Source organism: Desulfosporosinus sp. SYSU MS00001 (genome assembly GCF_049943955.1).
GTDB lineage: Bacteria > Bacillota > Desulfitobacteriia > Desulfitobacteriales > Desulfitobacteriaceae > Desulfosporosinus.
Map to the genome: position 1 here is coordinate 561,794 of NZ_JBNFTW010000001.1, position 24,377 is coordinate 586,170.

Annotated in this window: 24 protein-coding genes; 21 read left to right on the forward strand and 3 right to left on the reverse strand. The window is 45.5% G+C overall.

All coding sequences use genetic code 11. The features are described from left to right. Positions 1 to 21 precede the first annotated feature (21 nt). From ACPUYX_RS02675 to hslO, 13 genes are all read left to right on the forward strand, one after another. On the forward strand, positions 22 to 708 hold the full coding sequence (locus ACPUYX_RS02675) for a zinc metallopeptidase (protein WP_426378177.1): 687 nt from the start codon (positions 22 to 24) through the stop codon (positions 706 to 708). Continuing rightward, positions 701 to 2,056: a 16S rRNA (cytosine(967)-C(5))-methyltransferase RsmB gene (rsmB, locus tag ACPUYX_RS02680; protein WP_426378178.1), complete on the forward strand. Its 1,356-nt coding sequence runs from the start codon at positions 701 to 703 to the stop codon at positions 2,054 to 2,056. The genes ACPUYX_RS02675 and rsmB overlap by 8 nt, the downstream gene beginning before the upstream one ends. A gap of 144 nt (positions 2,057 to 2,200) precedes the next feature. Beyond that, positions 2,201 to 3,292, forward strand: a complete 1,092-nt coding sequence (rlmN, locus tag ACPUYX_RS02685) for a 23S rRNA (adenine(2503)-C(2))-methyltransferase RlmN (protein ID WP_426378319.1) — start codon at positions 2,201 to 2,203, stop codon at positions 3,290 to 3,292. After that, positions 3,270 to 4,070 (forward strand): FhaA domain-containing protein, encoded by an 801-nt coding sequence (locus ACPUYX_RS02690; RefSeq protein WP_426378179.1) that lies wholly within the window; start codon positions 3,270 to 3,272, stop codon positions 4,068 to 4,070. The genes rlmN and ACPUYX_RS02690 overlap by 23 nt, the downstream gene beginning before the upstream one ends. Positions 4,071 to 4,120: 50 nt before the next feature. Continuing rightward, complete coding sequence (locus tag ACPUYX_RS02695) at positions 4,121 to 4,570, forward strand: FHA domain-containing protein (protein ID WP_088228489.1); 450 nt, start codon at positions 4,121 to 4,123, stop codon at positions 4,568 to 4,570. Next, positions 4,551 to 5,270: a Stp1/IreP family PP2C-type Ser/Thr phosphatase gene (locus ACPUYX_RS02700; RefSeq protein ID WP_426378180.1), complete on the forward strand. Its 720-nt coding sequence runs from the start codon at positions 4,551 to 4,553 to the stop codon at positions 5,268 to 5,270. The genes ACPUYX_RS02695 and ACPUYX_RS02700 overlap by 20 nt, the downstream gene beginning before the upstream one ends. 4 nt (positions 5,271 to 5,274) lie before the next feature. Beyond that, positions 5,275 to 6,558: an FtsW/RodA/SpoVE family cell cycle protein gene (locus ACPUYX_RS02705; protein ID WP_426378181.1), complete on the forward strand. Its 1,284-nt coding sequence runs from the start codon at positions 5,275 to 5,277 to the stop codon at positions 6,556 to 6,558. Further along, positions 6,558 to 7,961, forward strand: a complete 1,404-nt coding sequence (locus ACPUYX_RS02710; protein ID WP_426378182.1) for a peptidoglycan D,D-transpeptidase FtsI family protein — start codon at positions 6,558 to 6,560, stop codon at positions 7,959 to 7,961. Before ACPUYX_RS02705 ends, ACPUYX_RS02710 begins: the two co-directional genes overlap by 1 nt. Before the next feature lie 9 nt (positions 7,962 to 7,970). Continuing rightward, complete coding sequence (pknB, locus tag ACPUYX_RS02715) at positions 7,971 to 9,770, forward strand: Stk1 family PASTA domain-containing Ser/Thr kinase (protein WP_426378183.1); 1,800 nt, start codon at positions 7,971 to 7,973, stop codon at positions 9,768 to 9,770. A gap of 36 nt (positions 9,771 to 9,806) precedes the next feature. After that, entirely contained in the window at positions 9,807 to 10,700 is an 894-nt protein-coding gene (gene rsgA / locus ACPUYX_RS02720) for a ribosome small subunit-dependent GTPase A (RefSeq protein ID WP_426378184.1), read from the forward strand. Between the two features lies 1 nt (position 10,701). Next, positions 10,702 to 11,370: a ribulose-phosphate 3-epimerase gene (rpe, locus tag ACPUYX_RS02725; RefSeq protein WP_426378185.1), complete on the forward strand. Its 669-nt coding sequence runs from the start codon at positions 10,702 to 10,704 to the stop codon at positions 11,368 to 11,370. Position 11,371: 1 nt separating this feature from the next. Beyond that, entirely contained in the window at positions 11,372 to 12,019 is a 648-nt protein-coding gene (locus ACPUYX_RS02730; protein WP_426378186.1) for a thiamine diphosphokinase, read from the forward strand. 340 nt (positions 12,020 to 12,359) lie between these two features. After that, positions 12,360 to 13,253: an Hsp33 family molecular chaperone HslO gene (hslO, locus tag ACPUYX_RS02735; protein WP_426378187.1), complete on the forward strand. Its 894-nt coding sequence runs from the start codon at positions 12,360 to 12,362 to the stop codon at positions 13,251 to 13,253. A gap of 217 nt (positions 13,254 to 13,470) precedes the next feature. On the opposite strand, the gene rpmB is transcribed toward hslO, so the two are convergent. Further along, complete coding sequence (gene rpmB / locus ACPUYX_RS02740) at positions 13,471 to 13,662, reverse strand: 50S ribosomal protein L28 (RefSeq protein ID WP_047811111.1); 192 nt, start codon at positions 13,660 to 13,662, stop codon at positions 13,471 to 13,473. Positions 13,663 to 13,888: 226 nt separating this feature from the next. Between rpmB and ACPUYX_RS02745 the strand changes: the two genes are divergently transcribed. From ACPUYX_RS02745 to ACPUYX_RS02770, 6 genes are all read left to right on the forward strand, one after another. Further along, entirely contained in the window at positions 13,889 to 14,245 is a 357-nt protein-coding gene (locus ACPUYX_RS02745) for an Asp23/Gls24 family envelope stress response protein (RefSeq protein ID WP_088228479.1), read from the forward strand. Positions 14,246 to 14,324: 79 nt separating this feature from the next. Continuing rightward, positions 14,325 to 15,962 (forward strand): DAK2 domain-containing protein, encoded by a 1,638-nt coding sequence (locus ACPUYX_RS02750; RefSeq protein ID WP_426378320.1) that lies wholly within the window; start codon positions 14,325 to 14,327, stop codon positions 15,960 to 15,962. Positions 15,963 to 16,079: 117 nt separating this feature from the next. Further along, a complete protein-coding gene (gene sdaAB, locus ACPUYX_RS02755) occupies positions 16,080 to 16,748 on the forward strand; it encodes an L-serine ammonia-lyase, iron-sulfur-dependent subunit beta (RefSeq protein WP_426378188.1) in 669 nt (222 codons plus the stop codon). 12 nt (positions 16,749 to 16,760) lie between these two features. Beyond that, positions 16,761 to 17,624, forward strand: a complete 864-nt coding sequence (gene sdaAA / locus ACPUYX_RS02760; protein WP_426378189.1) for an L-serine ammonia-lyase, iron-sulfur-dependent, subunit alpha — start codon at positions 16,761 to 16,763, stop codon at positions 17,622 to 17,624. Beyond that, a complete protein-coding gene (gene recG / locus ACPUYX_RS02765; protein WP_426378190.1) occupies positions 17,621 to 20,185 on the forward strand; it encodes an ATP-dependent DNA helicase RecG in 2,565 nt (854 codons plus the stop codon). The genes sdaAA and recG overlap by 4 nt, the downstream gene beginning before the upstream one ends. Positions 20,186 to 20,328: 143 nt before the next feature. Continuing rightward, positions 20,329 to 20,454: a small, acid-soluble spore protein, alpha/beta type gene (locus tag ACPUYX_RS02770; RefSeq protein ID WP_140417726.1), complete on the forward strand. Its 126-nt coding sequence runs from the start codon at positions 20,329 to 20,331 to the stop codon at positions 20,452 to 20,454. 136 nt (positions 20,455 to 20,590) lie between these two features. Here the strand turns inward: ACPUYX_RS02770 and gpr are convergent, their stop codons facing one another. Further along, positions 20,591 to 21,577, reverse strand: a complete 987-nt coding sequence (gene gpr / locus ACPUYX_RS02775; RefSeq protein ID WP_088228475.1) for a GPR endopeptidase — start codon at positions 21,575 to 21,577, stop codon at positions 20,591 to 20,593. A 312-nt stretch (positions 21,578 to 21,889) separates the two neighbouring features. Between gpr and rsmD the strand changes: the two genes are divergently transcribed. Together rsmD and ACPUYX_RS02785 are read left to right on the forward strand one after the other, a co-directional pair. Then, positions 21,890 to 22,447, forward strand: coding sequence for a 16S rRNA (guanine(966)-N(2))-methyltransferase RsmD (gene rsmD / locus ACPUYX_RS02780; RefSeq protein ID WP_426378192.1), 558 nt, complete (start codon positions 21,890 to 21,892; stop codon positions 22,445 to 22,447). Positions 22,448 to 22,464: 17 nt separating this feature from the next. After that, positions 22,465 to 22,965: an ATPase gene (locus ACPUYX_RS02785; protein ID WP_426378193.1), complete on the forward strand. Its 501-nt coding sequence runs from the start codon at positions 22,465 to 22,467 to the stop codon at positions 22,963 to 22,965. 44 nt (positions 22,966 to 23,009) lie between these two features. On the opposite strand, the gene ylbJ is transcribed toward ACPUYX_RS02785, so the two are convergent. After that, complete coding sequence (ylbJ, locus tag ACPUYX_RS02790) at positions 23,010 to 24,161, reverse strand: sporulation integral membrane protein YlbJ (RefSeq protein WP_426378194.1); 1,152 nt, start codon at positions 24,159 to 24,161, stop codon at positions 23,010 to 23,012. Between the last annotated feature and the right edge of the window lie 216 nt (positions 24,162 to 24,377).

Here is a 24,377-nt window from a genome sequence, read left to right on the forward strand (position 1 = left end):
TTTGAAAAAGGAGGTTAAACTATGTTTTGGGACCCTACGATGGTTCTTTTAATTCCGGCAATCCTGCTATCCCTTTATGCACAATATAAAATCTCCTCTGCTTACAATCATTACTCTAGAGTGCGTGCTCAGTCGGGACTTACCGGAGCTCAGGCAGCGAAAGCACTCTTAAACAGCAAGGGACTGTATGATGTAGGTGTGGAGGCTATTCGCGGTAATCTTTCGGATCATTATGACCCTCGCTCGCGAGTTATTAGTTTGAGTGAGGATGTATATTATGGAAATTCCCTGGCTTCAGTAGCGGTTGCGGCTCATGAAACGGGTCATGCTCTGCAACATTCTTCCGGGTATGTGCCTTTGCAGCTCAGATCGTCCTTTGTACCGGCGGCTAATTTTGGCAGCGGGGCAGGACCGATATTAATTTTAGTCGGATTGTTCCTGCCGAGCTTTGGCTGGCTGCTGCAGTTAGGAATCCTGTTTTTTTCTCTGGCCGTACTCTTTCAACTAATTACCTTGCCTGTAGAATTTAATTCCAGCCACAGAGCCTTAGTTCTCTTGCAGGAAGAAAGACTGCTGGGGAGTGAGGAAGTCCGCGGAGCTCGCAAGGTTTTAAATGCGGCTGCCTTGACCTATGTCGCTGCGGCCTTAGCAGCTGTGCTCCAGTTGGCGAGGTTTATAATTATTGCTCAAGGCAGACGGGATGACTAGAGAAACGTCACGAGGGATGGCAGTCCAGATACTGACCCGTGTTGAGGTGGAAGGAGCCTATGCCAATCTCTTAATGCAAAAAACTATTACCAGATTGTCCGATTCCCGGGAACGTCAATTCGTAACGTTGTTGGTTAACGGTGTATTGAAACACAGGTTAACCTTGGATTATGCTCTGCGTCTTCATTTGAGTAAGCCAATGTCAGCCCTTCCCCATGAAGTTCGGGCCATTTTGAGAATCGGTGCCTTTCAGGTTCTCTTCGTTGATAAGGTGCCGCCGGCTGTGGCAGTCAATGAAAGTGTCGAATTGGCTAAATCCTTTGCCAAGTTTACAGGATTAGTGAATGTCGTCCTGCGCAAGGTGCTGACAAAAGGCTGGGATATCCCCTGGCCTGATGCGAAACGGGATGCAGTTCGTTATCTTTCCGTGCGTTATTCTCATCCTGAATGGATGATTCAGCGCTGGTTAAAACGCTGGGGAAGAGACGAAACGGAAGCTTTATGCCAAGCAAATAATGAACCTGCTCCTACCTGGATCAGAACAAATACTCTCAAAATTTCACGTCAGGATTTAGCGGATCTGCTGATTCGAGACGGTATTACCGTCGAATTGGGAGAACGAGTGCCTGAAAGTTTACGGATTCAAAACTTTGGTTCCCTTGAAGGGTTGGAAGCGTTTAAAGCCGGTTTATTTACTGTACAAGACGAAAGTTCCCAAATAATTGCTCATGTTGTGGCGCCTGAAGCAGGTCAACACGTTCTGGATGCCTGCAGTGCTCCCGGCGGCAAAACAACACATCTGGCCCAAATGATGAATAATGAGGGAATTATCCAGGCGTTTGATGTTCACGCCCATAAGTTAGAGCTGATTGATCAACTGGCCCAAAGGTTAGGAATAACCTGCATAGAAACTCAGTTAGGCGATGCGCGCGATCTGCCGGGAATAAGACTCGATTCCCAACAAAGGGTTTTAGTGGACGCGCCTTGTTCCGGTCTGGGTGTTCTTAGGAGAAGAGCAGATCTTCGCTGGAGGAAAGCGGAACAAGACCTTTGGGATCTGCCACTACTACAGTTTGCGATCTTAGAGCGTGCTGCTTCTTGTGTCGAAGTTGGCGGAGATTTAATTTATTCGACCTGTACGATTGAACCGGAAGAGAACTTTGAATTGGTCAAGAAATTTCGCTCAGCCCATCCCGAGTTTGAGGCAGTGAACTTGGCGGATGATTTGCCTTTTAAACTTAAGGATACCAGAGATATTCAACAAGCCGCTAAGGGGATGCTTCAGCTCTTGCCGCAACGTCATGGCACCGATGGATTCTTTTTGGCAAAATTTCATCGCAGGGGCTAGAGATAATCCGGAAGTGAACAAAATAATAGTGGTATTTTTTTTTGCAGAACACATAGGGATATATGAGTAATGGTCAAACGTTGAATTTCTTTAGTAATAAGTTTTCTTTGAAGAGAAGTTTAACTGGAACGAATTGGGTGAATAATAATAACTATGGAAATGTACGATCTGCGAAGCTGCACCGAAGAAATGCTGCAGACAGTTTGCGAAGAGCTTGGTTTGAAGCGTTTTCGGGCAGCGCAGTTATTTCAATGGGTACAACAAAAAGCGGTGCGTTCTTGGGACGAAATCAAAAATATTGGTGCGAAGGATCTTACGTTACTATCATCGCGTTTGAGTTTTTATCTGCCGGAACTCGTGAAAGAGCGCAGATCCATTGATGGTACCCGAAAATATTTATTTCGTCTTCAAGACGGGGAAATGATCGAATGCGTTTTAATGGATTATGCTCGTGAGCTGACAAGGGATCGCCATACCGTTTGTGTTTCCACTCAGGTTGGCTGCGCAGTAGGCTGCGCCTTTTGCGCAACAGGTATGGAGGGTTTCCGCAGAGATCTTACCATTGGAGAGATAGTGGGTCAGATTCTGGATATAACGCATTTTATTCGTCAGGAAGACCCGGACTTTCAGGTTACGAATGTTGTCTTTATGGGAATGGGGGAACCTCTGTTAAATTATGAGCAAGTGCTTTCAGCAATCATGCTTATGAATCAGGAACGGGGGCTAAATATTGGCATGCGGCGCATGACAATCTCGACGAGTGGAGTCGTGCCTCGAATCATTCAATTGGCGAGGGACAATCCTCAGGTGGGTTTGGCCATTTCCCTTCATGCGTCTAATGATCCGGCAAGAAGCCGTTTAGTTCCAATGAATCGCCGCTATCCTTTAGCTCAGCTTATGGAAGCATGCAAGGAATATGCAAAAATTACGCGCAGAAGAATTACCTTTGAGGTAGCCTTGACGGATGACAATGCCAATCTTGGTGAAGCAGAAGCTTTAGCCCGTTTATTAAAAGACCAATTAGGGCATGTGAATTTGATTCCGGTTAATCCGGTAGCAGGAACAGGCTTAAAACGTCCTGACCTTGAAAAACTGAAGAAATTTGCTCATCATTTAGAAGTTGGCGGAATTTCTGTCTCCCTGCGTGAAGAACGGGGGGCGGACATAAACGCAGCCTGTGGTCAGCTTCGACGACAGTGGAGGGAGGGTAACCATGAGCCTATTGACTCGATTTGAAGGAATGGCTGAGTTTCTTTTTACCGGTGCTTTTAAGAAAGGAGGAGCTCGGCTCCAACCAGTTGAACTGGCTAAAGAACTGGTGAAAGCGATGTTTAGGAATAAACAAATTAGTATTTCTCAAGTATACGTACCGAATATATACCGGGTTTACCTTCATTCCAGTGATTGGGGCCCCTTAGCTAGTTTTGGCGAGGTTTTTCTGATCGAGTTGTCCAAGTATTTATATACCGAGGCTAAGCGTGAGGGGTATACGTTCTTATCGAAACCAGCCATTGAGCTGCATTCTGATGACACTGTCAATCCCCGGGAAATGATTGTTGAAGTCGATTTTGACGATTCTATTGACGTTGAATGGGGAGATGAAGAGGAAAAAGAAAAGGACTTTCCCAAAGAATCGAATTGGCGTGAAAACACAACGATCTTCCGGGAAAGTGTCATGACAAACTTAAGTGCAGAGGACAGTGCGGGAAGGATTTCGGATTACTTTCTCGAAATTATAGAAGGACCGAATAAGGGACAATCCTTTAAAATTCCGGATCATGATATCTATATTGGACGACACGGGCAGTGTGATCTTGTGCTCCAGGATCCCGAGGTTTCAAGACGACATTTAAAAATTACTTCAGGGGAAAACGGCTGGTGGCTTGATGATTTGGGGAGCACCAATGGTTCCTTTGTCAATGGTCAAAGAATCACGCATCAGACGGTGGCTCCCGGTGATCGAATTCAGATCGGCCTTAGTGTTCTCGTGATTCAAAAAGTACCCTTGCCGTAATTTTAGAGAGTTGTCTCAGCTGCTCTCTGATATTGTATTTGGAGGGTTGTATGGAAGTTGTTACAGTGATCGGACGACTGGTTTTTGTCGCCTTGATTTATCTTTTTATCTTTAGGATTTTTACGGCGTTATTAGCTGACCTGCAGCTGAAAGGAATGTTTCAGCGTTCGAATCAGGACTATGGACGATTAGAGGTTTTGACAGGTACGGACACTCTTCCCAGAGGCCAAGTTTTTAAAGTTGATGGGAAGGGCTTGCGTCTGGGACGCGGCAAACATAATGATATCGTTTTACCGGATCATTTTGCTTCTGTCGATCATGCCGCTTTTCGCTGCCAAAAAGGAAAAACCTTTGTCGAAGACCTGGGAAGTACGAATGGTACTTGGGTTAATGGAGAACAAATTCATTCTCCGGTCCAATTAGTCGCTGGAGATTATGTGAAAATTGGAAGTATCACATTCCAATACTCGAGGTGGCAAAATGAGAGTGCTAAGCTTTAGTGAAAAAGGGTGTATCCGGAAAAATAATGAGGATTCCTTTTTAGTATTACCTGATCACGGAATCTTTGCCGTGGCCGACGGAATGGGAGGGCATCGGGCTGGAGAAGTTGCTTCATCAACAGCTTTAGGGGAATTAGAAAAGCTTGCCCCTCAGCTAAAAGGGCTGAGTGATCAAGATTTGGAAGGATGGCTAGTGGAATCCTTTACTCAGGCTAATCGGGTTGTTTACGAATCGTCGACAACGGAGCCCCAAAATGCTGGAATGGGTACGACTCTTACGGCGCTGCTCATTCGTGACACGAAGGTTTTGATCGCCCATGCGGGAGACAGCCGGGCATATTTGTGGCGGCAAGAAGAGCTGACACCTTTGACGAAAGATCATTCCTTAGTGGGTGAGCTTGTACGTTTAGGCCAAATCTCTTTGGAAGAAGCGGAGAAACATCCTCAACGTCACGTTTTAATGCGGGCGGTTGGTGCGGATCAGGAAATTGAAGTTGATTGTCAGGCTATATCTCTGCGTTCCGAGGACGTGTTTCTGTTGTGTACAGATGGTTTTTCCAATATGATCAGCGATCAGGAATTAGCGGCTGAATTTTCTGAGTCAGGTACTTGGGAAGAACGCTTAGAGAGATTGCGGCAGCTTATTTTAGAGCGCGGCGCACCGGATAATTTCACAGCTTTGTGCTGTATTATGGAGTAAGAAGATGCTTTATCGTTTCGTTTCTCGCTTTATAATTATAGGAATGATGTGGTTGGGGTTGGTTCTGCTAAAATGGGGAGGTAATAAGGATCAACTTCTCTGGCAGGCTTTAATATTTACTGCCCTTATTCTCATGGGAAGTTTTGCGGAAGAAATTCTTCATTACCAAGGAGATCCTTATGTCCTTCCGGTTGTTCAGGCAATTCTGGCCTTAGGGCTGGTGTTTTTGGTACGCATAAGTCCTAATGAAGCTTTGCACCAGTTTTGGTGGGCCAATATTGGACAGCTGATTTTCTACACGATTTTATTTGCTGTTAGGGATTATCGACAGTTAGGTAAGTTTCGCTATCTATGGGGATTGCTTGCTGTTAGTTTACTGTTTGTAACACTGGTCTTTGGGTTTGCCGCCGGTGGCGCAACGAGTTGGCTGAAAATCGGAGGAATCGGTGTCGAACCTGAGGAATTCGTAAAACTTGCCTTACTCTTGTTTATGGCAACATATCTGGAAGAAAATGAAGAGTTGCTGCGAGTTGGAACTGTCCAAGTAGGAAAGTTATCCTTGCCGGATTGGCGAACGTTAGGCCCCTTTCTAATTATGGCTGTTTTTTCCCTTGGACTTTTAGGGGCGCAAAAAAGCCTCGGAACGGCGCTGGTGTTTTACGCTTTATTTGTCCTGATGATTTACGTAGTAACGGAACGTGCGCTGTATTTAGGAATTTCTCTGCCTATTTTTTTATTGGTGGGAAGTGCAGGATATTTACTTTTTAGACACGTTCGAGTTAGAGTGTTGGTTTGGTTAAACCCTTGGCAAGATCCAACGGGGATGGGATATCAGATCGCTCAATCACTGTTTGCCATTAGTGGCGGGAAGATCCTGGGAACTGGACTAGGCAATGGAATCGGAGCTTCTATGGTGCCGGCCTCAAGTACTGACTTTATTTTTTCCGTCATAGCGGAGGAGCTGGGGTTTGCGGGGGCGATGGCTGTTCTGGCTCTTTTTCTTATCGTGGTCATGAGGGCGTTTTCAATTAGTTTGAGAGCAAAAGACCGCTTTGGCCAGATTCTGGCTGCCGGAATTGGAATTCTTCTGGGAACAGAGACGTTAATTATTCTTGCCGGGGTGACAAAATTACTTCCTTTGACAGGTATCCCGCTGCCTTGGGTCAGCTATGGAGGAAGTTCTATACTCGTTCATTTTATTCTTTTAGGTGTATTGTTGAATATTTCCAATGCTACTGCGGTGGGAGCTAAGCGTAATAAGACAAGAGGAAGGGAGTATGCAACATAATGCGAGGGGTACGTCGTGTAGCATTAGGAATGGCCTTTAGCTTCTTTGTTTTAAGTCTGGGACTTGTTTATTGGCAAGTGGTTCAATCCGATACTCTCCTGGATAATCCCGCGAATCGACGCTTAATTCTCCTGGAAAGCCGAGTGACCCGTGGAGGAATTTTTGACCGTAACGGCGAAATAATAGCACAAACTCAAACAATCAACGGGAAGAAGGTTCGCGTCTATCCTAATGGAGAAATGTATGAGCCCACTCTTGGTTACTCTACTGTTCGGCTTGGCGCAGCAGGGATTGAAGGAAGTTTAGCGAATTGGCTCATGGGTGTTAAAAATGCTACAGCTACCCAGACGATTCAGCAGTTATTTTCTTTGCCGCGTCAAGGAGATGATGTGGTGCTGACGTTAGATTCCCATTTGCAAAGTGTGGCTTATAACGCCCTCAAAGGAAAGATGGGCGCGGCTGTTGCTATTGACCCTAAAACCGGAGAAGTACTTGCTTTAGTAAGTCAGCCGGGATACAACCCGACAAATTTGGACGATCACTGGAAAGATATTATTAAGCAAACTCAGGAAAAACCTTTAGATAATCGTGCTTTTTCCCTCTATCCTCCGGGGTCAACGATGAAGGTAGTTACTTCCGCCAGCTTATTCAGAAGCGGCATAAACACTACGGATCTATATGATTGTAAAGGCTCAACGGTTATCAACGGACAAGTTATTCCGGAACAAAACCAAGAGGCTCATGGTTGGGTTAACTACAACATGGCCTTAGCCGATTCCTGTAATACGTATTTTGCGACCTTTGGGGTCCAGGCAGGAGATAAAAGTTTTCTGTCTGATGTTAAAGGATTTGGCTTTGGACAAAAGATCCCATTTGAACTAAATGTTCCAGTGAGTCAGATCACTAATTCGCCTAAGGTTCCGGAAACTCTGTCAACGAATCTTCTTGCTGCAAGCTGCTTTGGACAGGGTGAGGTCTTAGTTTCCCCCTTTCAAATGGCTCTGATTACCGCCGGTATTGCAAATCATGGAGTTATAATGACTCCCCACATTGTGGAACGAGTTCTTGATCCTTCACAAACCGTACAATATGAACAAGAGCCTCAGCCTTGGCTAACTGCACTTTCTAAAGATGAAGCAGATAAAATTACAAGTGCCATGGTGACTGCTGTGACTGATGGAACTGCTTCTCCCGGGGCTTTGCCGGACGTCCAGGTTGCGGCAAAGACCGGTTCCGCGGAGCCGGGAGGCAATGAACCTACCCATGCTTGGTATATCGCTTTTGCGCCCGCGGAAGCTCCACGCATTGCGGTGGCTGTTTTTGTAGAACATGGCGGAACTGGAGGAGGGGCAGCTGCTCCCATTGCGCGCCAAATTATTGAAGAAGCATTAGCCAGAAAGTAGGTGAACATAGTGAGTAAAATCTTCGGAGGACGTTATGAAGTTTTAGAGCGTATTGGTGCCGGTGGGATGGCGATTGTTTATAAAGCTAAAGATCAGCTGCTTAATCGTGTCGTAACGATCAAAGTTCTTCGCGAACAATTTGCTACTGATGAAGACTTTATTCGCCGTTTTCGAAGGGAAGCCCAGGCTGTCGCCAGTTTGTCTCATCCAAATATTGTCTCTGTTTATGATGTGGGCAAAGAAGGGGATACTGAATATATCGTTATGGAATACGTGGAAGGGCGGAATCTCAAAGAAATTATTCGAGATTATGCTCCCCTCACCACAGATCAGGCGATTAACCTTGCTCGCCAAATATCCAGTGCCGTTCAAAATGCCCATGAACACCATATTATTCACAGAGATATAAAACCCCATAATATTTTAGTAACTGAGGATGGACGCGCTAAAGTTACGGATTTCGGTATCGCCCGAGCAGTATCATCGGCAACGGTAACGCATACAGGGGACATTATCGGTTCCGTTCACTATTTATCACCGGAACAGGCTAAAGGTCTGCAGAGCAATGAGCAATCGGATATTTATTCGTTGGGCATTATTCTGTATGAATTGGTTACAGGCCAGGTACCCTATGATGGTGAAACTCCCATTGCTATTGCTCTTAAGCATCTTCAGGAACAGCCAACGCTGCCGAGTAAGCTCAATCCTCGAGTTGAGAAAGAATTCGAGGGCGTGATTATGAGGGCAATTGCTAAGTCTCCTGAACAACGGTATGCTTCTGCTAAAGAGCTTTTGGAGGACTTGAACCATCTTCTTGCCGGCCGTCCAATCAATCGGCCTGAAGTAATTCCTGTTGACGATTTGGAAGCAACCCGGACTCATCAAGGTATGAGCAAGATTTTAGCACCGATTAGTGTGCGTGAGCAAGAACCAGAACCAGAACCAGAACCAGAACCGGAAAAGCATATGCGTGGTTTTTTAACTAGAGCCAAGAAAAAACGTTGGCTGTGGATCTCAGGAATTGCTGTCGTATTGCTTCTTTTGGTGGGAGGGATAATGTTAAGAAATTATCTCCTGGTCGGTACGACGAAAGTTCCTGATGTAACTGGCAAGACTTTACCGGTTGCCGGAGATTATCTTAAATCTGCAGGATTGAAACTCAACCCGGAGGTCAAGAAGGAGTTCAGTGATAAGTTTGAAAAAGACCTGATCATTGAACAGAATCCGCAAGCAGATACAACGGTAAAAGTCGGACGGGAAGTTCAAGTCGTTGTAAGCCAAGGTCCGGACACTGGTACATTTCCGGATGTAACCAGTGCGCCAATGTCGAAGGCGGATGCCGTTAATATGATTCAAAACGCTGGGTTTACGGGCAAGATTACCTTTGAAACCCAGCCGAGTTCAACCGTTCCCAAAGATTATGTTGCCCGGCAGGACCCTCTGCCTTCGGCGACTTGGCCGAAGAGCGGACCTATTAAATTGACGATTAGTAATGGATCTCCTTTTGTAAGCATTAACATGCCCAATGTGATTAATAAAACGTCTGAAGATGCTAAAACGATTCTTCAACAGAATAATTTAGTTCCCTTGGTACAAACTCAAGATTCAACCACTATTCCCGAGGATGTCGTCATCAGTACCTCGCCTAGCCCGGGAGAAACGGTTCAGCAAGGGAGTCAGGTTACCATCGTCGTATCGCATGGCCCTGGGCCTCTGGCGCTGAATATTGATAAAGACGTCTCAATGTTTATGGCCCAGATTTTTAGTGTTATTCCTAAAGAAACCATCCGGCGCAGGCCGAATCCCTAGCTGGATCGGTCCTGAAATTAACAGTGAGGAAATTGTATGATCGAAGGAGTTTTACTTAAAGGTTACGGTGGATTTTATTATGTCTATGCGGAAGACCGGGTATGGGAATGTTCTCTGCGCGGTCGTTTTCGCATTAAAGATCAAGACTTTCTGCCTGGTGACCGAGTGAGAATTTTACCTGAAAGTGATAATAAGGCGAGAATTGAAGGAGCAGAACCTCGGCTAAATTCTCTGAGTCGTCCGTCCATTGCCAATGTCGATCAGGCACTTCTTGTTTTTGCCATGACTTCGCCCAAACCTGATCTGAACCTTTTAGACCGTTTATTAATTCAGGTGACCCATTCGGCAATAGAACCAATTATCGTTTTTACCAAATTGGACAAATATTATGCTGAAACATTATCCCCCGATTCTAAGCCTCAGCCCTTTGTTTCGGATATATACCGCCGAGCAGGGTATACGGTTTTTGAGGTATCGAATAAAACAGGTACAGGTATACCGGAATTAAGAAACCGTTTAGAGGAGAAGATCAGTGTCCTGGCCGGTCCTTCAGGCGCCGGTAAATCAAGCCTTTTTAACGCTTTATCGGATGGGAAACAATTAAAAACCGGTGAAATCAGTCAGAAGTCCCAGCGTGGCCGCCATACGACCCGTCATGTTGAGCTGATGGTTTGCGCAGGAGGGTTACTGGCGGATACACCAGGTTTTTCCTCCCTTTTTCTGCCTAAAATGAAACGGGAGGATTTGGCAGGCTATTTCCCGGAATTTGAAAAATATCGGCATGAATGCCGTTTTAGCAGTTGCTTGCATGATAAAGAACCCGATTGTTCGATTAAAGCTGCTCAAGAAAATGGAGAGATTTCCAGAACTCGCTATGAACATTATCGGGATTTCTTGCAAGAAGTGATTGCTGCCGAAAGGAGATATTAAAATGGTTCAACTTGCCCCGTCTATTTTATCCGCTGATTTTGCTCGTTTGGGGGAACAGGTTCGTTTGGTTGAGGATGCCGGTGCTGAGGTTTTACATATTGATGTTATGGATGGGCATTTTGTCCCGAATCTCACCTTTGGACCTGCGATGGTTAAAGCACTGAGGCCTCATAGCAAAATGCGCTTTGATGTTCATTTGATGATTGAGGAGCCGGAACGTTTTATTGCAGATTTTGCCGCAGCAGGAGCGGATCACATTACCTTTCACCTGGAGGCGTCACGTCATGTCCACCGTGTAGTCCAACAAATTAAGGAACTGGGACTTACTGCAGGAATTGCCCTTAATCCGGCAACTCAATTAGACGGACTTAAATATATTCTTGAAGATTTAGATATGGTATTGTTAATGACGGTGAATCCGGGCTTCGGAGGTCAAAAATTTATCAAGAGTGTGATTCCCAAAATTCAGGTACTTCATCATCACATTGAACAAAAGCAGTCTTCCTGTGTGGTCGAAGTAGATGGCGGAATCAATTTGGAAACGGCACCTTTAGCTGCCCGAGCGGGGGCTGATATTTTGGTAGCAGGATCGGCGGTATTTGGTCAGGCCGATCCGAAGCTTGCCGTAGAAAAGCTCCGTCGGGCAGCTAGTACGGTTCAGAGTGAATAGGATGAATATAGTGGTATTGGCCAATGGCAGTTGGGACCTGGAATGGGGTAAGAAAGCTCTGGGAAAGGCTGATTATCTGATCTGCGCTGACGGTGGTGCCAATCACGCTCTGAACTCAGGGTATACGCCGCATCAGCTTATCGGGGATTTGGATTCGGTTTCCAGGGAGACTTTAACCTTGTGCCGGAAAGCCGGTTGCTCTATTGAACAATTTCCGCGTGAAAAAGATGAAACAGATCTGGAATTGGCTCTTCTGCGGGCAAAGGAAAAAGCCTTAGCCGAGGGTGAACGGGATATTTGGCTCTATGGTGCTACGGGGAAACGTATCGATCATTTTATGGGTAATTTGGCCCTGATGTTGGGTTATGCCCGGCAAGGGATTCGCATACGTTTGGTTGATCCTGAGCATGAGATGTGGGTTCTCCAAGGGCAGGAGGAATTTTCGACGTTCCAAGGGCAGGAGCTTTCCTTGCTGGCTCTGTCTGAAAGGGCTGTTGTGAGTACGCGGGGATTGTATTATCCGCTGGAGCATGGTGTTTTGCTGCAGGATGTTCCGCGGGGAGTGAGCAATGTTTGCCTTGGAGAGAGCGTGGGAATTGAGGTACATGAGGGATGGGTTCTGGTGGTCGCTTTAGCTGGGAGGGTGTGATTTGCGCCGCTCACCACAGCGCCGTCGCTAGCACGCTTGATTTAACCATTGCCCCGCTGTTCCCCTCGAAATCTAAGCGCGCTGGACGCGCCTCTGCTGAATGGTTCGCTCTGCAAAATCACACCCTCCTGGTCAAGGGTCGACGGGGGTGGTGAGAGTGAGGCTTTGAAGCGGGGGAACGAGGGGAACGGCGCTGAGGGCGCCGCTTGGGTTATGTTTGTGGGTTTGATGAATTTGTTTTTAATTGTGGAAATAAGTTGAGGTTGAGCTTTGTAAATACAAAGCTCTTCGGATATTATAGGTATATAATAAATATTATGTTATAAAGGACGAAGAATTAATGCAGCAAGATGAACTTTGGATTGGTACGATGTTTGAGGGCCGGGCTCGCTGGGTCGCTGTTAGGACGACGGATACGGTGGAAGAGGCTCGGAGACGTCATGAGCTGTCTCCCGTTGCTGCGGCGGCTTTGGGGCGGTCGATGACAGGGACGCTTATTTTAGCGAGTTCGCTCAAAGGGGACGAGAGTGTTACGCTGCGCTTGTTGGGGGATGGGCCTCTGCAAGGCGTTGTGAGCGTGGGGAATGCTCTTGGAGAGGTTCGGGGATATGTGCGGGAACCGTGGGTAGATTTGCCTTTGAAGCCTAATGGCAAGCTTGATGTGGCGGCGGCGGTGGGAGCTGGAGAGCTGGCTTTGAGCCGGAGTCTGCAGAATGGTGAGGTTTATACGGGGACGGTTCCTCTGGTGAGCGGAGAAATTGCGGAAGATCTGGTTCATTATTTGTTGACATCAGAACAAATTCCTTCAGCTATGCTGCTGGGTGTACTTGTTGAAAAAGATTATCATGTGGCCGGAGCCGGCGGTTTTTTGATGCAGCCCTTACCCGGAGCTCAGGAAGAGGATATTCAAGCCCTTGAAGATATACTTGGGCAGATAAAGGTTGGAATTAGTGAATTAGTGGCTGAGAGTCACAGTATGGATGAACTCCTTGGCAGTTTGCTGGGAAGTCTTTCTTATCAGGTGTTGGAACGTCGTTCTGTCAGGTTTTCTTGTACCTGTTCTAAGTCACGTTTGGGGGATTCTTTGGTTTCCCTGGGTGCGGAGGAACTGGAAAGTTTAATCTCAGAGGGCAAGGCGGAAGTGATTTGTCATTTTTGTAATGAGCATTATTTGTTTTCTAAAGTGGATTTAGAGGCTGTTAAGGACAGAGTGGTAAATAGTGCGGGGAAGTGAACTCGTTCAGCTAAAGCTGAACATTGGGGCTTCGGTAGGGGATTCTACCCCCACCGAAGAAACCGAATAACCCCCACTTAAGAAGTGGGGGTCTTAGACGGGGATAAAAAAACCCGGCTTAGCCGAGTCTTAGCACAGGTGAAGTTTATTGGTTGCGTTTGTGGCGTGAGGGCCTGATAGTATGAAAAAAGCCCGACATAGTCGGGCTTTTAATTCATTAGCTAACGCGTTGGACTTTGCCGGAACGTAAGCATCTGGTGCAAACTTTGATCCTGGCAGGAGTACCGTTCACAATAGCATGAACGCTCTGCAGGTTAGGTTTCCAAGTACGTTTTGTTCTTATATGAGAGTGGCTGACTTGAAATCCGGTGACAACCCCTTTGCCGCATACTGCACAAACATTGGCCATGCTCTAAATCCTCCTTTGCAGCCGAAATGACACTTATGTATTTTATCAAATGTCGAAGAGATTGGCAAGGTTTTCACTCTGTATTTCCTGAATACTTGAATCTTAAACTATTTAAAACTTGTTTTTCACGGAATTTAGTAAAAAATCTAAAGTTTTCTTTGAACATTTTTCATTTACTTGGTAAAATGGAAACCATGTGGACTAAGCTGGAAGGGGAGGGTCCTTGATGGGTAAGGAAATAATGAATAGCTTAGGGAAAATCGATATTTCGGAAGAAGTGATTGCCACTATTGCCGGTGCTACTGCTGTTGAATGTTACGGTTTGGTCGGTATGGCATCGCGCAAAATTACCGATGGCTTTGTTGATTTATTGGGCCGTGAGAACCTGGCCAGAGGGGTTGTTGTTACCCTCAATGGAAATGAAGTTATAATTGATCTCCATATTGTGGTAGGGTATGGTGTTCGAATTTCTGAAGTGGCTGCTAATGTTATGGAACGCGTTCGTTATACCACAGAGAAACTTACGGGATTAAACGTATCCCAGGTGAATGTGAACGTACAAGGAGTTCGCGTTTTGGAGTAGCGCAAAAGAGTAGGGGGATACTGTTTTGAGACCAGTTTCAAATACAAAGAGCGTTCTTAATGCCCAAGAGTGGAAACAAATGATGGTTGCCGGTGCTCAGGCCTTAGAACTGAAAAAACAGGATGTGGATGCCCTGAATGTTTTTCCTGTGCCTGACGGAGATACGGGAACCAATATGTTCTTAACAATTCAATCGGCCGCCAGGGATGCAGAGAAGGCAGCAGGAGCTTCGATAAGTGAGGTTGCCAGTGCTGCTTCAATGGGTTCTCTAATGGGGGCGCGAGGCAATTCAGGGGTTATTCTTTCTCAGCTTTTACGAGGGATCGCCAAAGGTTTGGATGGGCTGGTTACGGCCAATCCTCTCCAACTGGCACAGGCTTTGCAATCCGGGGTAGATACGGCTTATAAGGCTGTGATGAGGCCAGTTGAAGGAACGATTCTTACTGTTGCTCGAGAAACAGCTAAAGCTGCACTTAGTAAAGCGAAAGCAGGGGGATCGCTTTTAGATACGCTGCAAGAAGCTCATAAAAAGGGTCTGGAATCTCTGGCCAGAACTCCTGAGATGTTACCGGCTTTAAAACAGGCCGGTGTTGTAGATGCAGGCGGTCAGGGTTTCTTAATTATTTTGGGAGGATGGATTGAAGCTCTGACTGGTGAAGCCTTAAAGGCTGGAATTTTGCAGGAGCAAAAGGTTAATTTGGAAACCTCTCAAGCCGAGGAGCAGAATCAGGGAAATCAAGACTTTATTCAGCTGGAGAATTTGGAATATCCTTACTGTACAGAATTCCTGGTTAAAGGAACGGATTTGCAGGTTGATCGAATTCGTCAGGATCTGTTTAACCGCGGTGATTGTTTGCTTGTGGTTGGGACGCCTGAGGTAGTTAAGATCCATGTTCATGTAAAAAATCCGGGCAAGATTTTAGATTATGCCATTCAGTGGGGTTCTCTGCATCAAGTCCAAATTCACAATATGTTAGAACAAAATGAAGCAATGGCTCATGCAATGAAATCAAAATCTTCAGGACCTGCGGAGGTTGAAGCAGAACTAACCCCCCTGAAAGAATATGGTGTCATTGCCGTAGCTATGGGACAAGGAATTGCAGATGTATTTTTGAGTTTGGGTGTTGATGAAGTGGTCTTGGGCGGACAAACTATGAATCCCAGTACAGAGGATCTGGCGGCAGCCGTTCGCAACGTGAAGGCACGTAATGTTTTTATCCTGCCGAACAATGGAAATATTATTTTGGCAGCACGTCAAGTAAAAGATGTCGTTCTGGATCGGGAAGTCCACGTAATTCCCAGTAAGTCGGTACCTCAAGGAATTTCGGCACTTTTGAATTTAAACCCTGAAGGTGAAAGGAATGATAACCTTCAAAATATGGAGCGTGCCCTGAAGAACGTTTGTTCCGGAGAAGTAACCTATGCAGTCAGAGATTCGCACTTTGGAGAGTTCACCATAACTTCGGGTGACATTCTGGGATTGGTTGAGGGCACCATCGTCGAGACGGGACAAAGCCTCTTTGAAGTTGCGAAAGCAACTTTGGCAAAGATGGAGTGGAAAGATCATGATTTGGTTACCATATTCTATGGAGAAGATACGGAATTGCAAGAGGTTGAACAATTAAAAACTTGGCTCCAAGAAGAAAACTCAAATGTGGAAGTTGAGGCTCACCCCGGTAAACAACCACTCTACTATTATATCTTTGGTGTGGAATAGGTTAACCTCCGGAATTTCCGGAGGTTTTTTTATAAAAACAAAATTCTGTTTGTATAGGTTATTAAAAGTATAGGTTATTAAACGATGTGTCTTAGATTTATCGGGGGAGATGGAACAGTGAGCAAAAGTAATGTCTTTGATCTTCTTGGACCGATTATGGTTGGTCCGTCAAGTTCACATACTGCCGGTGCCGTCCGTTTAGGTACTATGGCCAGGAAAATTCTCGGAGAAGAACCTCTTGAGGGTACGATCACGCTTCATGGTTCTTTTGCTGAAACGGGAAAGGGGCATGGGACAGATGTAGCTTTAATTGCAGGTCTTTTAGGGATGGCACCGGATGATGAAAGAATCCCCGACGCACCTGAACTCGCTAAGGAACGAGGGTTTAAGGTGCGCTTTGAAAAGGCTGATCTTGGCGATGTTCATCCTAATACAGTGAAATTTGATTTAACAGGCCCAAAGGAAAGAGTTGAAATTATTGGTTCCTCCATCGGTGGAGGTGCTATTCTAATTCGGCAAATCAATAATTTTAGGGTGGGAATTAACGGAGATTACCCGACTCTCGTCATTTTACATCAGGATTTGCCGGGAGTTGTGGCTCAAGTGACGTTGCTTTTGGCAACGGCTCAGATCAATATTGCCACAATGCGGGTTTCCCGTGAGAAGAAGGGTGCACAGGCCTTAATGGTATTGGAGACGGATCAAAAAATAGATGAAGCTGTATTAGATTTAACTCGGAGACTTCCGAGCATTAAACAGGCCTTAGCCATTGAACCACTGGAATAGGAGGTAGCACAGATGCGCGCTTACGAAGATTGGGTTGTTGAGGCTGAGACGAAGGGCTTAAAAATCAGCAGCATTGTTCTTCAGAACCAAATTGAAGAGCTGGAATTATCCGAAGAAGCTCTCTTTGCACGTATGGGGAAAAATCTTAAGGTCATGAGAGAATCTGTTAAGATTGGTCTGAGCGGTAAACGACGTTCTGCTTCGGGTCTGGTGGGAGGAGATGCGGCCAAAGTCGAGGAACGCAGAAAAGGCGGGACCACCTTGATCGGGGAACCTATGAGCGGGGCTATAGCAAAAGCCTTGGCCGTGGCTGAAGTCAATGCCTCTATGGGCAGAATTGTTGCTGCGCCTACAGCTGGTTCTTGTGGTGTTTTGCCGGCAGTTCTTTTTACTCTTGAAGAGATTTTTCATTCGGGTGAAGAAGAATTGCTCTCCGCACTTTTTACAGCTGCTGGGTTAGGAATCATTATTACCGAGAGAGCCAATGTTTCAGGGGCTGAAGGCGGATGTCAGGCGGAGATCGGATCGGCGTCGGCCATGTCCGCGGCAGCGGCTGTAGAATTGGCGGGGGGATCACCAAGACAAACGGCTCATGGCGCCGCTATTGCTTTAAAGTCTATGCTGGGTTTAGTGTGTGATCCTGTCGCCGGTCTTGTTGAGGTGCCTTGTGTGAAACGGAACGCTACAGGGGCAATGATTGCACTTACTGCAGCCGAGATGGCCCTTGCAGGAGTAAAAAGTGCTATTCCTATCGATGAGGTTATTGATACAATGGCTGAAATAGGCCATCAAATGTCCTGTTCATTAAAGGAAACTGCTCAAGGCGGCCTTGCTGTATCACCAACAGGCCGAAAAATCCGAGCTGATTTTCTATGAAATTAAATCAAGTGGAAATTGTTCTTAACAATCTGCAGAGAGCGCTGCTAGCTGAAGAAAAGCAAGGTTTCTTGAATACAGGGGTTCTTGGAGGATTTAGTTCCTTTTTGGGAGGAATACTCCCCAGACTTGAACAGCTGTTCCCTGGATATGATATGGGATTGCTTAGGGAATTAGCCCAGAATTATGGAACTTGGAGCCCATTGCGCCGCCGAGAGGCTTTCTCCGAATTGCGGCGCTTTCGGCAGGAAATGTTGTTGGAAGCCGAAAATCGCTTTCACCAGGATCAGGGTTCTGCTGCTAAAAGAGGGTTAGCAGAACATTTAGTATCCCCAGCGATCCAAGAAACCCCAAAAAGGCAGGAAGAAGATAAGCTTGAAGAGCAAGCTGAAAAAAATAAGCAAGTCGGAGATATTATAGGAGATATTATATATGAGGAACCGTCTCGACATGTGGAGATGTCTCCTCATTCACGGATGCAAGTATATAGTCAAGAACGTCTTAAAAAAGAGCCTAAGCCCTCAAAAAAAGTTGACAGCGGCAAATCCTTGCAATATGTAAAAGGAGTTGGACCGGAAAGGGCAAAGCAACTTGATAAATTGGGGATTAATACCATCCTTGATTTACTTCTCTACTATCCTCGCAGATATGAAGATCGTCGAAGACGAATGATCTCTGAATTAAGAGACGGAGAAGTTGCTACTGTTTCGGGGAACGTTGCGGCAGGACAAGTTATCAGAGGCAAGCTAAAGGTGGTTAAGCTGAGCATTGAGCAACAAGGACGCTTAGTTCAGGCAACTTGGTTTAATCAGCCGTTTATTCTTAAACAATATCCGGTTGGGGCAAGGGTAGTTGTAACAGGAAAAGTGCGCTGGCAGCAACAAATTCCGGAAATATTAGTAACTGACATTGAGATGGATAAAACGGGTGAGTCTTCCCGTTCAGCACCAACTCCTGCTTCACCGGCGATTTTGCCGGTGTATTCTGAGACTGCACGCTTATCCTCGAAGGCGATTCGTCGAATTATGCAATATGTACTGCAAGAGGCAGACACAATCTTTCCTGAGATAATTCCGGAGGAAGAAGCCAAGGGTTGGATGGAGCGAGCAAAAGCTCATCGTGAAATCCATTTTCCGACAGACTATGAAAGTTTGGCAAAGGCAAGAGATCGTTTGGTTTGGGAAGAAGTTCTCCTTCTACAATTAGCCTTTGCAAATCTGCGTCAGGGGTTAGTCAGGCTTGGAAGTCCACCGCTTATCGGAGGGGAAACGTTGATCCAAAGCTTTTGCGAAGGTTTGCCGTTTCAATTAACCGGTGCTCAGCAGCGTGTGATTCGCGAGATATTTCAAGATATGGCCAAGCCTCAAGGAATGGCACGTTTAGTTCAGGGAGACGTTGGTTCGGGGAAAACAGCAGTAGCTATGGCGGCCTTGCTGCGGGCGGTGGGGTCCGGATATCAGGGAGCAATGATGGCCCCAACGGAAATCTTAGCCTTGCAGCATTACCAGGCCCTGGAAAAGATGTTCGCTCCTTTGGGAATCACTGTCGTTTGTTTACTGGGCAGCCAAAGCAAAAGTGAAAGAGAGGGCATTTTGGCTGGAATCGCTGATGGCAGTGCAGAGGTCGTTGTCGGAACTCATGCCTTAATTCAAGATACGGTGGTTTTTAAAGCACTTGGGTTGGCGATAACTGATGAACAACATCGTTTTGGCGTCCGTCAAAGAACGATGCTTCAAGATAAAGGGGATAACCCCCATGTCTTAGTACTTACTGCTACACCGATTCCGAGAACGTTGGCCTTAACTCTCTATGGAGATTTACAGCTTTCCGTTCTTGATGAAATGCCTGTAGGCCGAAAACCAATTATTACAAGGAAATTGACAGAACGAAGTCGTACCAAATTAGAAAAATTTCTTGAAGAACAGGTAACTATAGGGCGACAGGTTTATGTCGTATGTCCCTTAGTTGAGGAATCGGAAACTCTTGACCTTATTTCTGCAACTCAAAGGGCTTCCGAACTTCAAAATCGCTTTCCCAAGCGTCGCGTAGCCTTATTGCATGGTAAGATGAAGGGCTCAGAAAAAGAAGAAATTATGACCGAGTTTCAAAGGGGGAACATTGATATCCTCGTTGCAACGACAGTGGTGGAGGTTGGGGTCAATGTTCCTAACGCCTCAGTTATGGTTATCGAATCGGCGGAAAGATTTGGCCTGGCCCAGTTACATCAGCTTAGAGGACGGGTTGGCCGAGGAAGTGAACAATCCTATTGCTTTTTATTGTCGGAACAATCTCAAAGCCGCCGCTTAGATATCCTTTGTCAAACCGAAGATGGCTTTAAAATTGCTGAAGAAGACATGCGGCTGCGCGGGACCGGCGAACTTTTGGGGACTCGGCAGCATGGACTTAGTCAATTACATCTCGCGGACCTTTCACGTGACGGACAGCTTGTGGAAAAGGCCTATCAGATGGTCCAAAAGGCCCTGCTCCATCCTGAAAAATACACGTTGCTTTTTCATGAGGTTCAGAGAATGTTCCCGCCTGAGAAGATTGGTGTTCATTAAACTTAATCTTGGTAAGAATTGCCGAGTATTGATTTCCTCTGAATGAGAATACTAGAATCAGAACAAAGCGTAAGAGTTTGAAAGCGAAGCAGCAGCGATGTAGGTCTGCTGCCTTACTGAAAAAATCTATGGAGGTGTAAGCTTTGGCTAAGTCAACGAAACCGATGGTCCAACTCACACCGGAATTAGAGAAATTCAAGTATGAAGTCGCTCAAGAGATTGGGATTGCCAATCGCAAACACAAACGCTTTCCCAATACACCACAATAACGTATCCCTGAAAAAGGCCGGTTATTATTAACCTGGCCTTTTTCTTATTCGCCGTTCAAGGCTATAACTATCTAAGCAAACAGGGCTTAAGCTTTTGCTGCCTCAAGCCCTGTATAGTTTGTGATTTAAATTATGATTATTGCAAATACCGTTCATAATCCTCACGATCGATTCCTGGATGGATACTAATGGCAAGTGCTCCGGCAATAATTTTGGCAGTTGTTTGAATTAGGGAATCAATTTCCTTGGGAGTGACCATGAGGTTTCCTTGAAAAGGCGATAGAACATCGTCAATAATTTTGCTTAGGACTTCAGGTTTAATTCCTTTATAAAGTTTATATAAAGAAGGAGTAGTTACAAATTCCTTGAAAATGCCTTCAACTGCGTCGTGGGCAATGATAGCAGCGTTAAGTACAGTTGGCAGGCCAATAGCAATGACTTTACAACCGACGGTTTCTTCGTTAATTCCAGCCCGTGGATTTCCGACGCCGGAACCAGGGTGAATCCCTGTGTCGGCCAGCTGGATACTGGTGCCGATGCGTTCCAGAGAACCAGCCGCTAAGGCATCAATGGCAATCACCAAATCCGGTTTGACGTGATCAACGATACCTCGAATGATTTCGGCGGTCTCAATTCCCGTAGTACCAAGGACACCTGGGGAGATAGCGCTAACCTTGCGCATTTTACCCTTTAAATCGTCGGGAGAAAGTTGGTAGAGGTGACGGGTTACCATAGTCTTACTGATCACTTGAGGGCCCAGGGCATCCGGTGTGGCATTCCAGTTTCCCAAGCCAATAATTAAGACGCTGGCATCCTCTCTAAGGCCCATTAATTCAGCTAATTGATCTGCCAATATTTGGGTGATAGAATCATGGATAGAATAATCGTTAGTTCTTATTTCCGGAGCATCAATGGTAATGTATTGCCCTTTTGGTTTGCCAATAGCTTGAACTCCCTCATCGGTTTCGACGGTAATAATAGTTACTTTGGCATGATCCAATGCTTGTTCATCCATAATTACCCCCGGAATTTCTTCTCCGCTCTCCCCTCGAAGGAGCTGATGCGCTTCGACCGCTAGGTCAACCTGGACATTAAGTTGGCGATAAAGTTGAGATTTATTCATTGTTCTTGGCTCCTTTTCTTGCTATTATAAGAATATTTATATCTGCTTAAAAAAGTCACTGGGGCTTTGTTAAGCTCCCAGTGAACAGAGAGGAAAAACGAAAGGAAGAGCTGGATGGGGGAAGAGTATTCAATGCTCAATTTAAAAATCATTGAATACCAAAGATAGTATGGGCAAAAACAAAAATGATATTCAAAGAAATTGAGAAAGAGTTCAGAGTATTTGTGTTATACTTAACGTAAAATGTCCATCTGGCCAAATTATTGGCTGAAAAGCTTAATAAGCTCTGCTATAATGGAGTTTGGAGGGTATATGAGAATCATAGCAGGTGAAATGCGGGGACGAATTCTGAAAGCTGTCGAAGGGATGCTGACGCGTCCTACCTCAGATAAAGTTAAAGGCGCAATATTTAATGTTTTGGGAGAACGCATAATTGATGCCCGCGTTTTGGACCTATTTTCAGGTACGGGAAATTTAGCCTTGGAAGCTCTTTCCCGAGGAGCCCGAGAGGCAGTATTAGTAGAAAAAAGCCATAATGCACTTGAAGTTATTCAGGAGAACATCGGTCGTCTTGGCTTAGGGCCGAAAACGAAAGTCTTGCATATGGATGCTTTTAAGTATTTGGAAAACTGCTCAGATGAAGCCTATGACTTGATTTTTTTAGATCCCCCTTACCATAAAGAATTAGTCCTTCAGTCTTTAAAAACTCTAAGTTCCAGTACTTACTTAGCACCTAACGGTGTTATCATTGCGGAAACGGCAAAAGATGAACTATTGAATGAGAATGATGCTTTTTTTTCTTTTGAAATTCGAAAAACCAGTTTATACGGCGATACAAAAGTATGGTATATCCAGAGTATGGATGTCTAACGAGGGGGAGGATTTACGTGGAAGACGATATTTTGAGTTTACTTAATGAAGTGGAAGAGATTATTGATCATGGGCCTAAGATTCCGATGACAGGAAAAGTACTTGTGGATGATGCAGTGATTTTTGAACTCCTTGACCGGGTGCGTGCTGCTTTGCCGGAAGAATTGGAAAATGCTAAATGGGTATTAAAAGAGCGCCAACGCATACTCGATGAAGCACAGACCGAAGCTCAAAAAGTTATGGAACGGGGAAAAGCTTACGTTGACAAAATGGCTGTTGAACACGAGGTCGTGAAGCAAGCTCAGACTTATGGAGAGGATATTGTCAGACAAGCCCAGACCTTTGCCCATAATGTTAAGGTAGGATCGGTTCAATATGCTGATGAGATGCTTCAACATGTGGAGCAGAGTTTGTATGAGACCCTTCAATCGATAAGAAAGAATCATGAAGAATTAAAGAGTCTTGCCATAGAAGACAAAGAACAAAAGGCTAACATTGAAAGTGAGAAGGAAGAGTAAAGGAATAAGCTCCTCCTTCTCTCTTTCTCTTTTACTAGGCATAGTTAACGATGCAGCCGCTGGCTCGCAGCAAGAGACAATAGAATACCCGATGCTCCTAAAAACATGATTAAACTAAGATGCCATGTATTCCAGGCCTGAGACATGGGGCTTAATGCTTGTGGGTGCAGGGCAAGGGCCGGTATTTTAGTGTAGTTTAAGAAGAACTGACTCAGTCCTAAAGCGAAAATGCCATGAAGGATTCTGGCTGCAATAAATGGTGCGATCCGTAGGTCCGTGCCGCTGATGAATCCGATGACTTGAGCAAAGACGGATAAGCCGCTCCAACCCATGAGGAAAGTTAAGAGGGCTATTTGCTGCCTGAGAATCGGAACTGCTTGGATGCCCTGCTGACAGCCAATGGTCATTTCGAGAAGGCCGTTGTAAAAGGCTTGATGTATTGATATGGGGATTAACCTTAAAAAATAATGACTCATAGATGCTAAGAATAATGTAATATGCCAAATATTCAGGAGACGGAGAATTACGGAAAAAAAGGCCATAAATCCACCGACCATAAGCACTGTTGTAAAGCTTTGCTTAATGGAATCACTGAGAATCTGTCCGATGGTTCGTTTATCTTGGAGCTGAGCTGTTTTTAGTTCCTGCCAGGCACGTCTGAAGGAAGGGAATTTAAGCGGCTGCGCAGGGGAGGCAGTTTTACGGTAAAAGCGAAAGAGAAATCCTACCAGGAGATTGGCAAGATACACTGAACCGGCTAGGACAAATCCGAGCGTCGGTTGGCCTAACATTCCTGAGGCGACTGCGCCAAACATGAACCCCGGACTGGGGTTGTTGGTGAATGCTAAAAGTCGTTCTCCTTCTATGCGGGATATTTCTCCGGCTTTACGGAGCCGGGCAGTCAGAACTGCTCCCATTGGGAATCCTGAGGTATATCCCATTGCCACCACAAAGGCCGCTTGGCCCGGCAGGCGAAAAATAGGACGCATAAATGATTCAAGAAAGACACCGAGAAAATGAACAAAGCCTGAAGACATGAGAAGTTCTGAGAGAATAAAAAATGGAAGTAAGGCCGGGAGAACAAAACGCCACCATAAGGTTAAGCTTGCAGCGGCAGAATTCAGAACTTCTTGAGGATAAATAAACATGCCGAAGGCAAGGAAACTTAAACTTAAGACACGAATCACAACAGACATATGAAAAATCACACCTTCCTTCACCTTCTCTGCTAATTTATATGGAAGAATGCCAGGCGCTAGAAGTTGTGACGAGGAAGAAATGATGTAGCAAACGTTAGCGCAATCTTCTGAAATTAGAAGAATAATGGAGATAGGGCTTGAAATAACCTGAAAAATTGTGCTACACTCACTTAGTAAAAAAAAATAGTTTGGTGGAAAAATATGGAGTGCCAG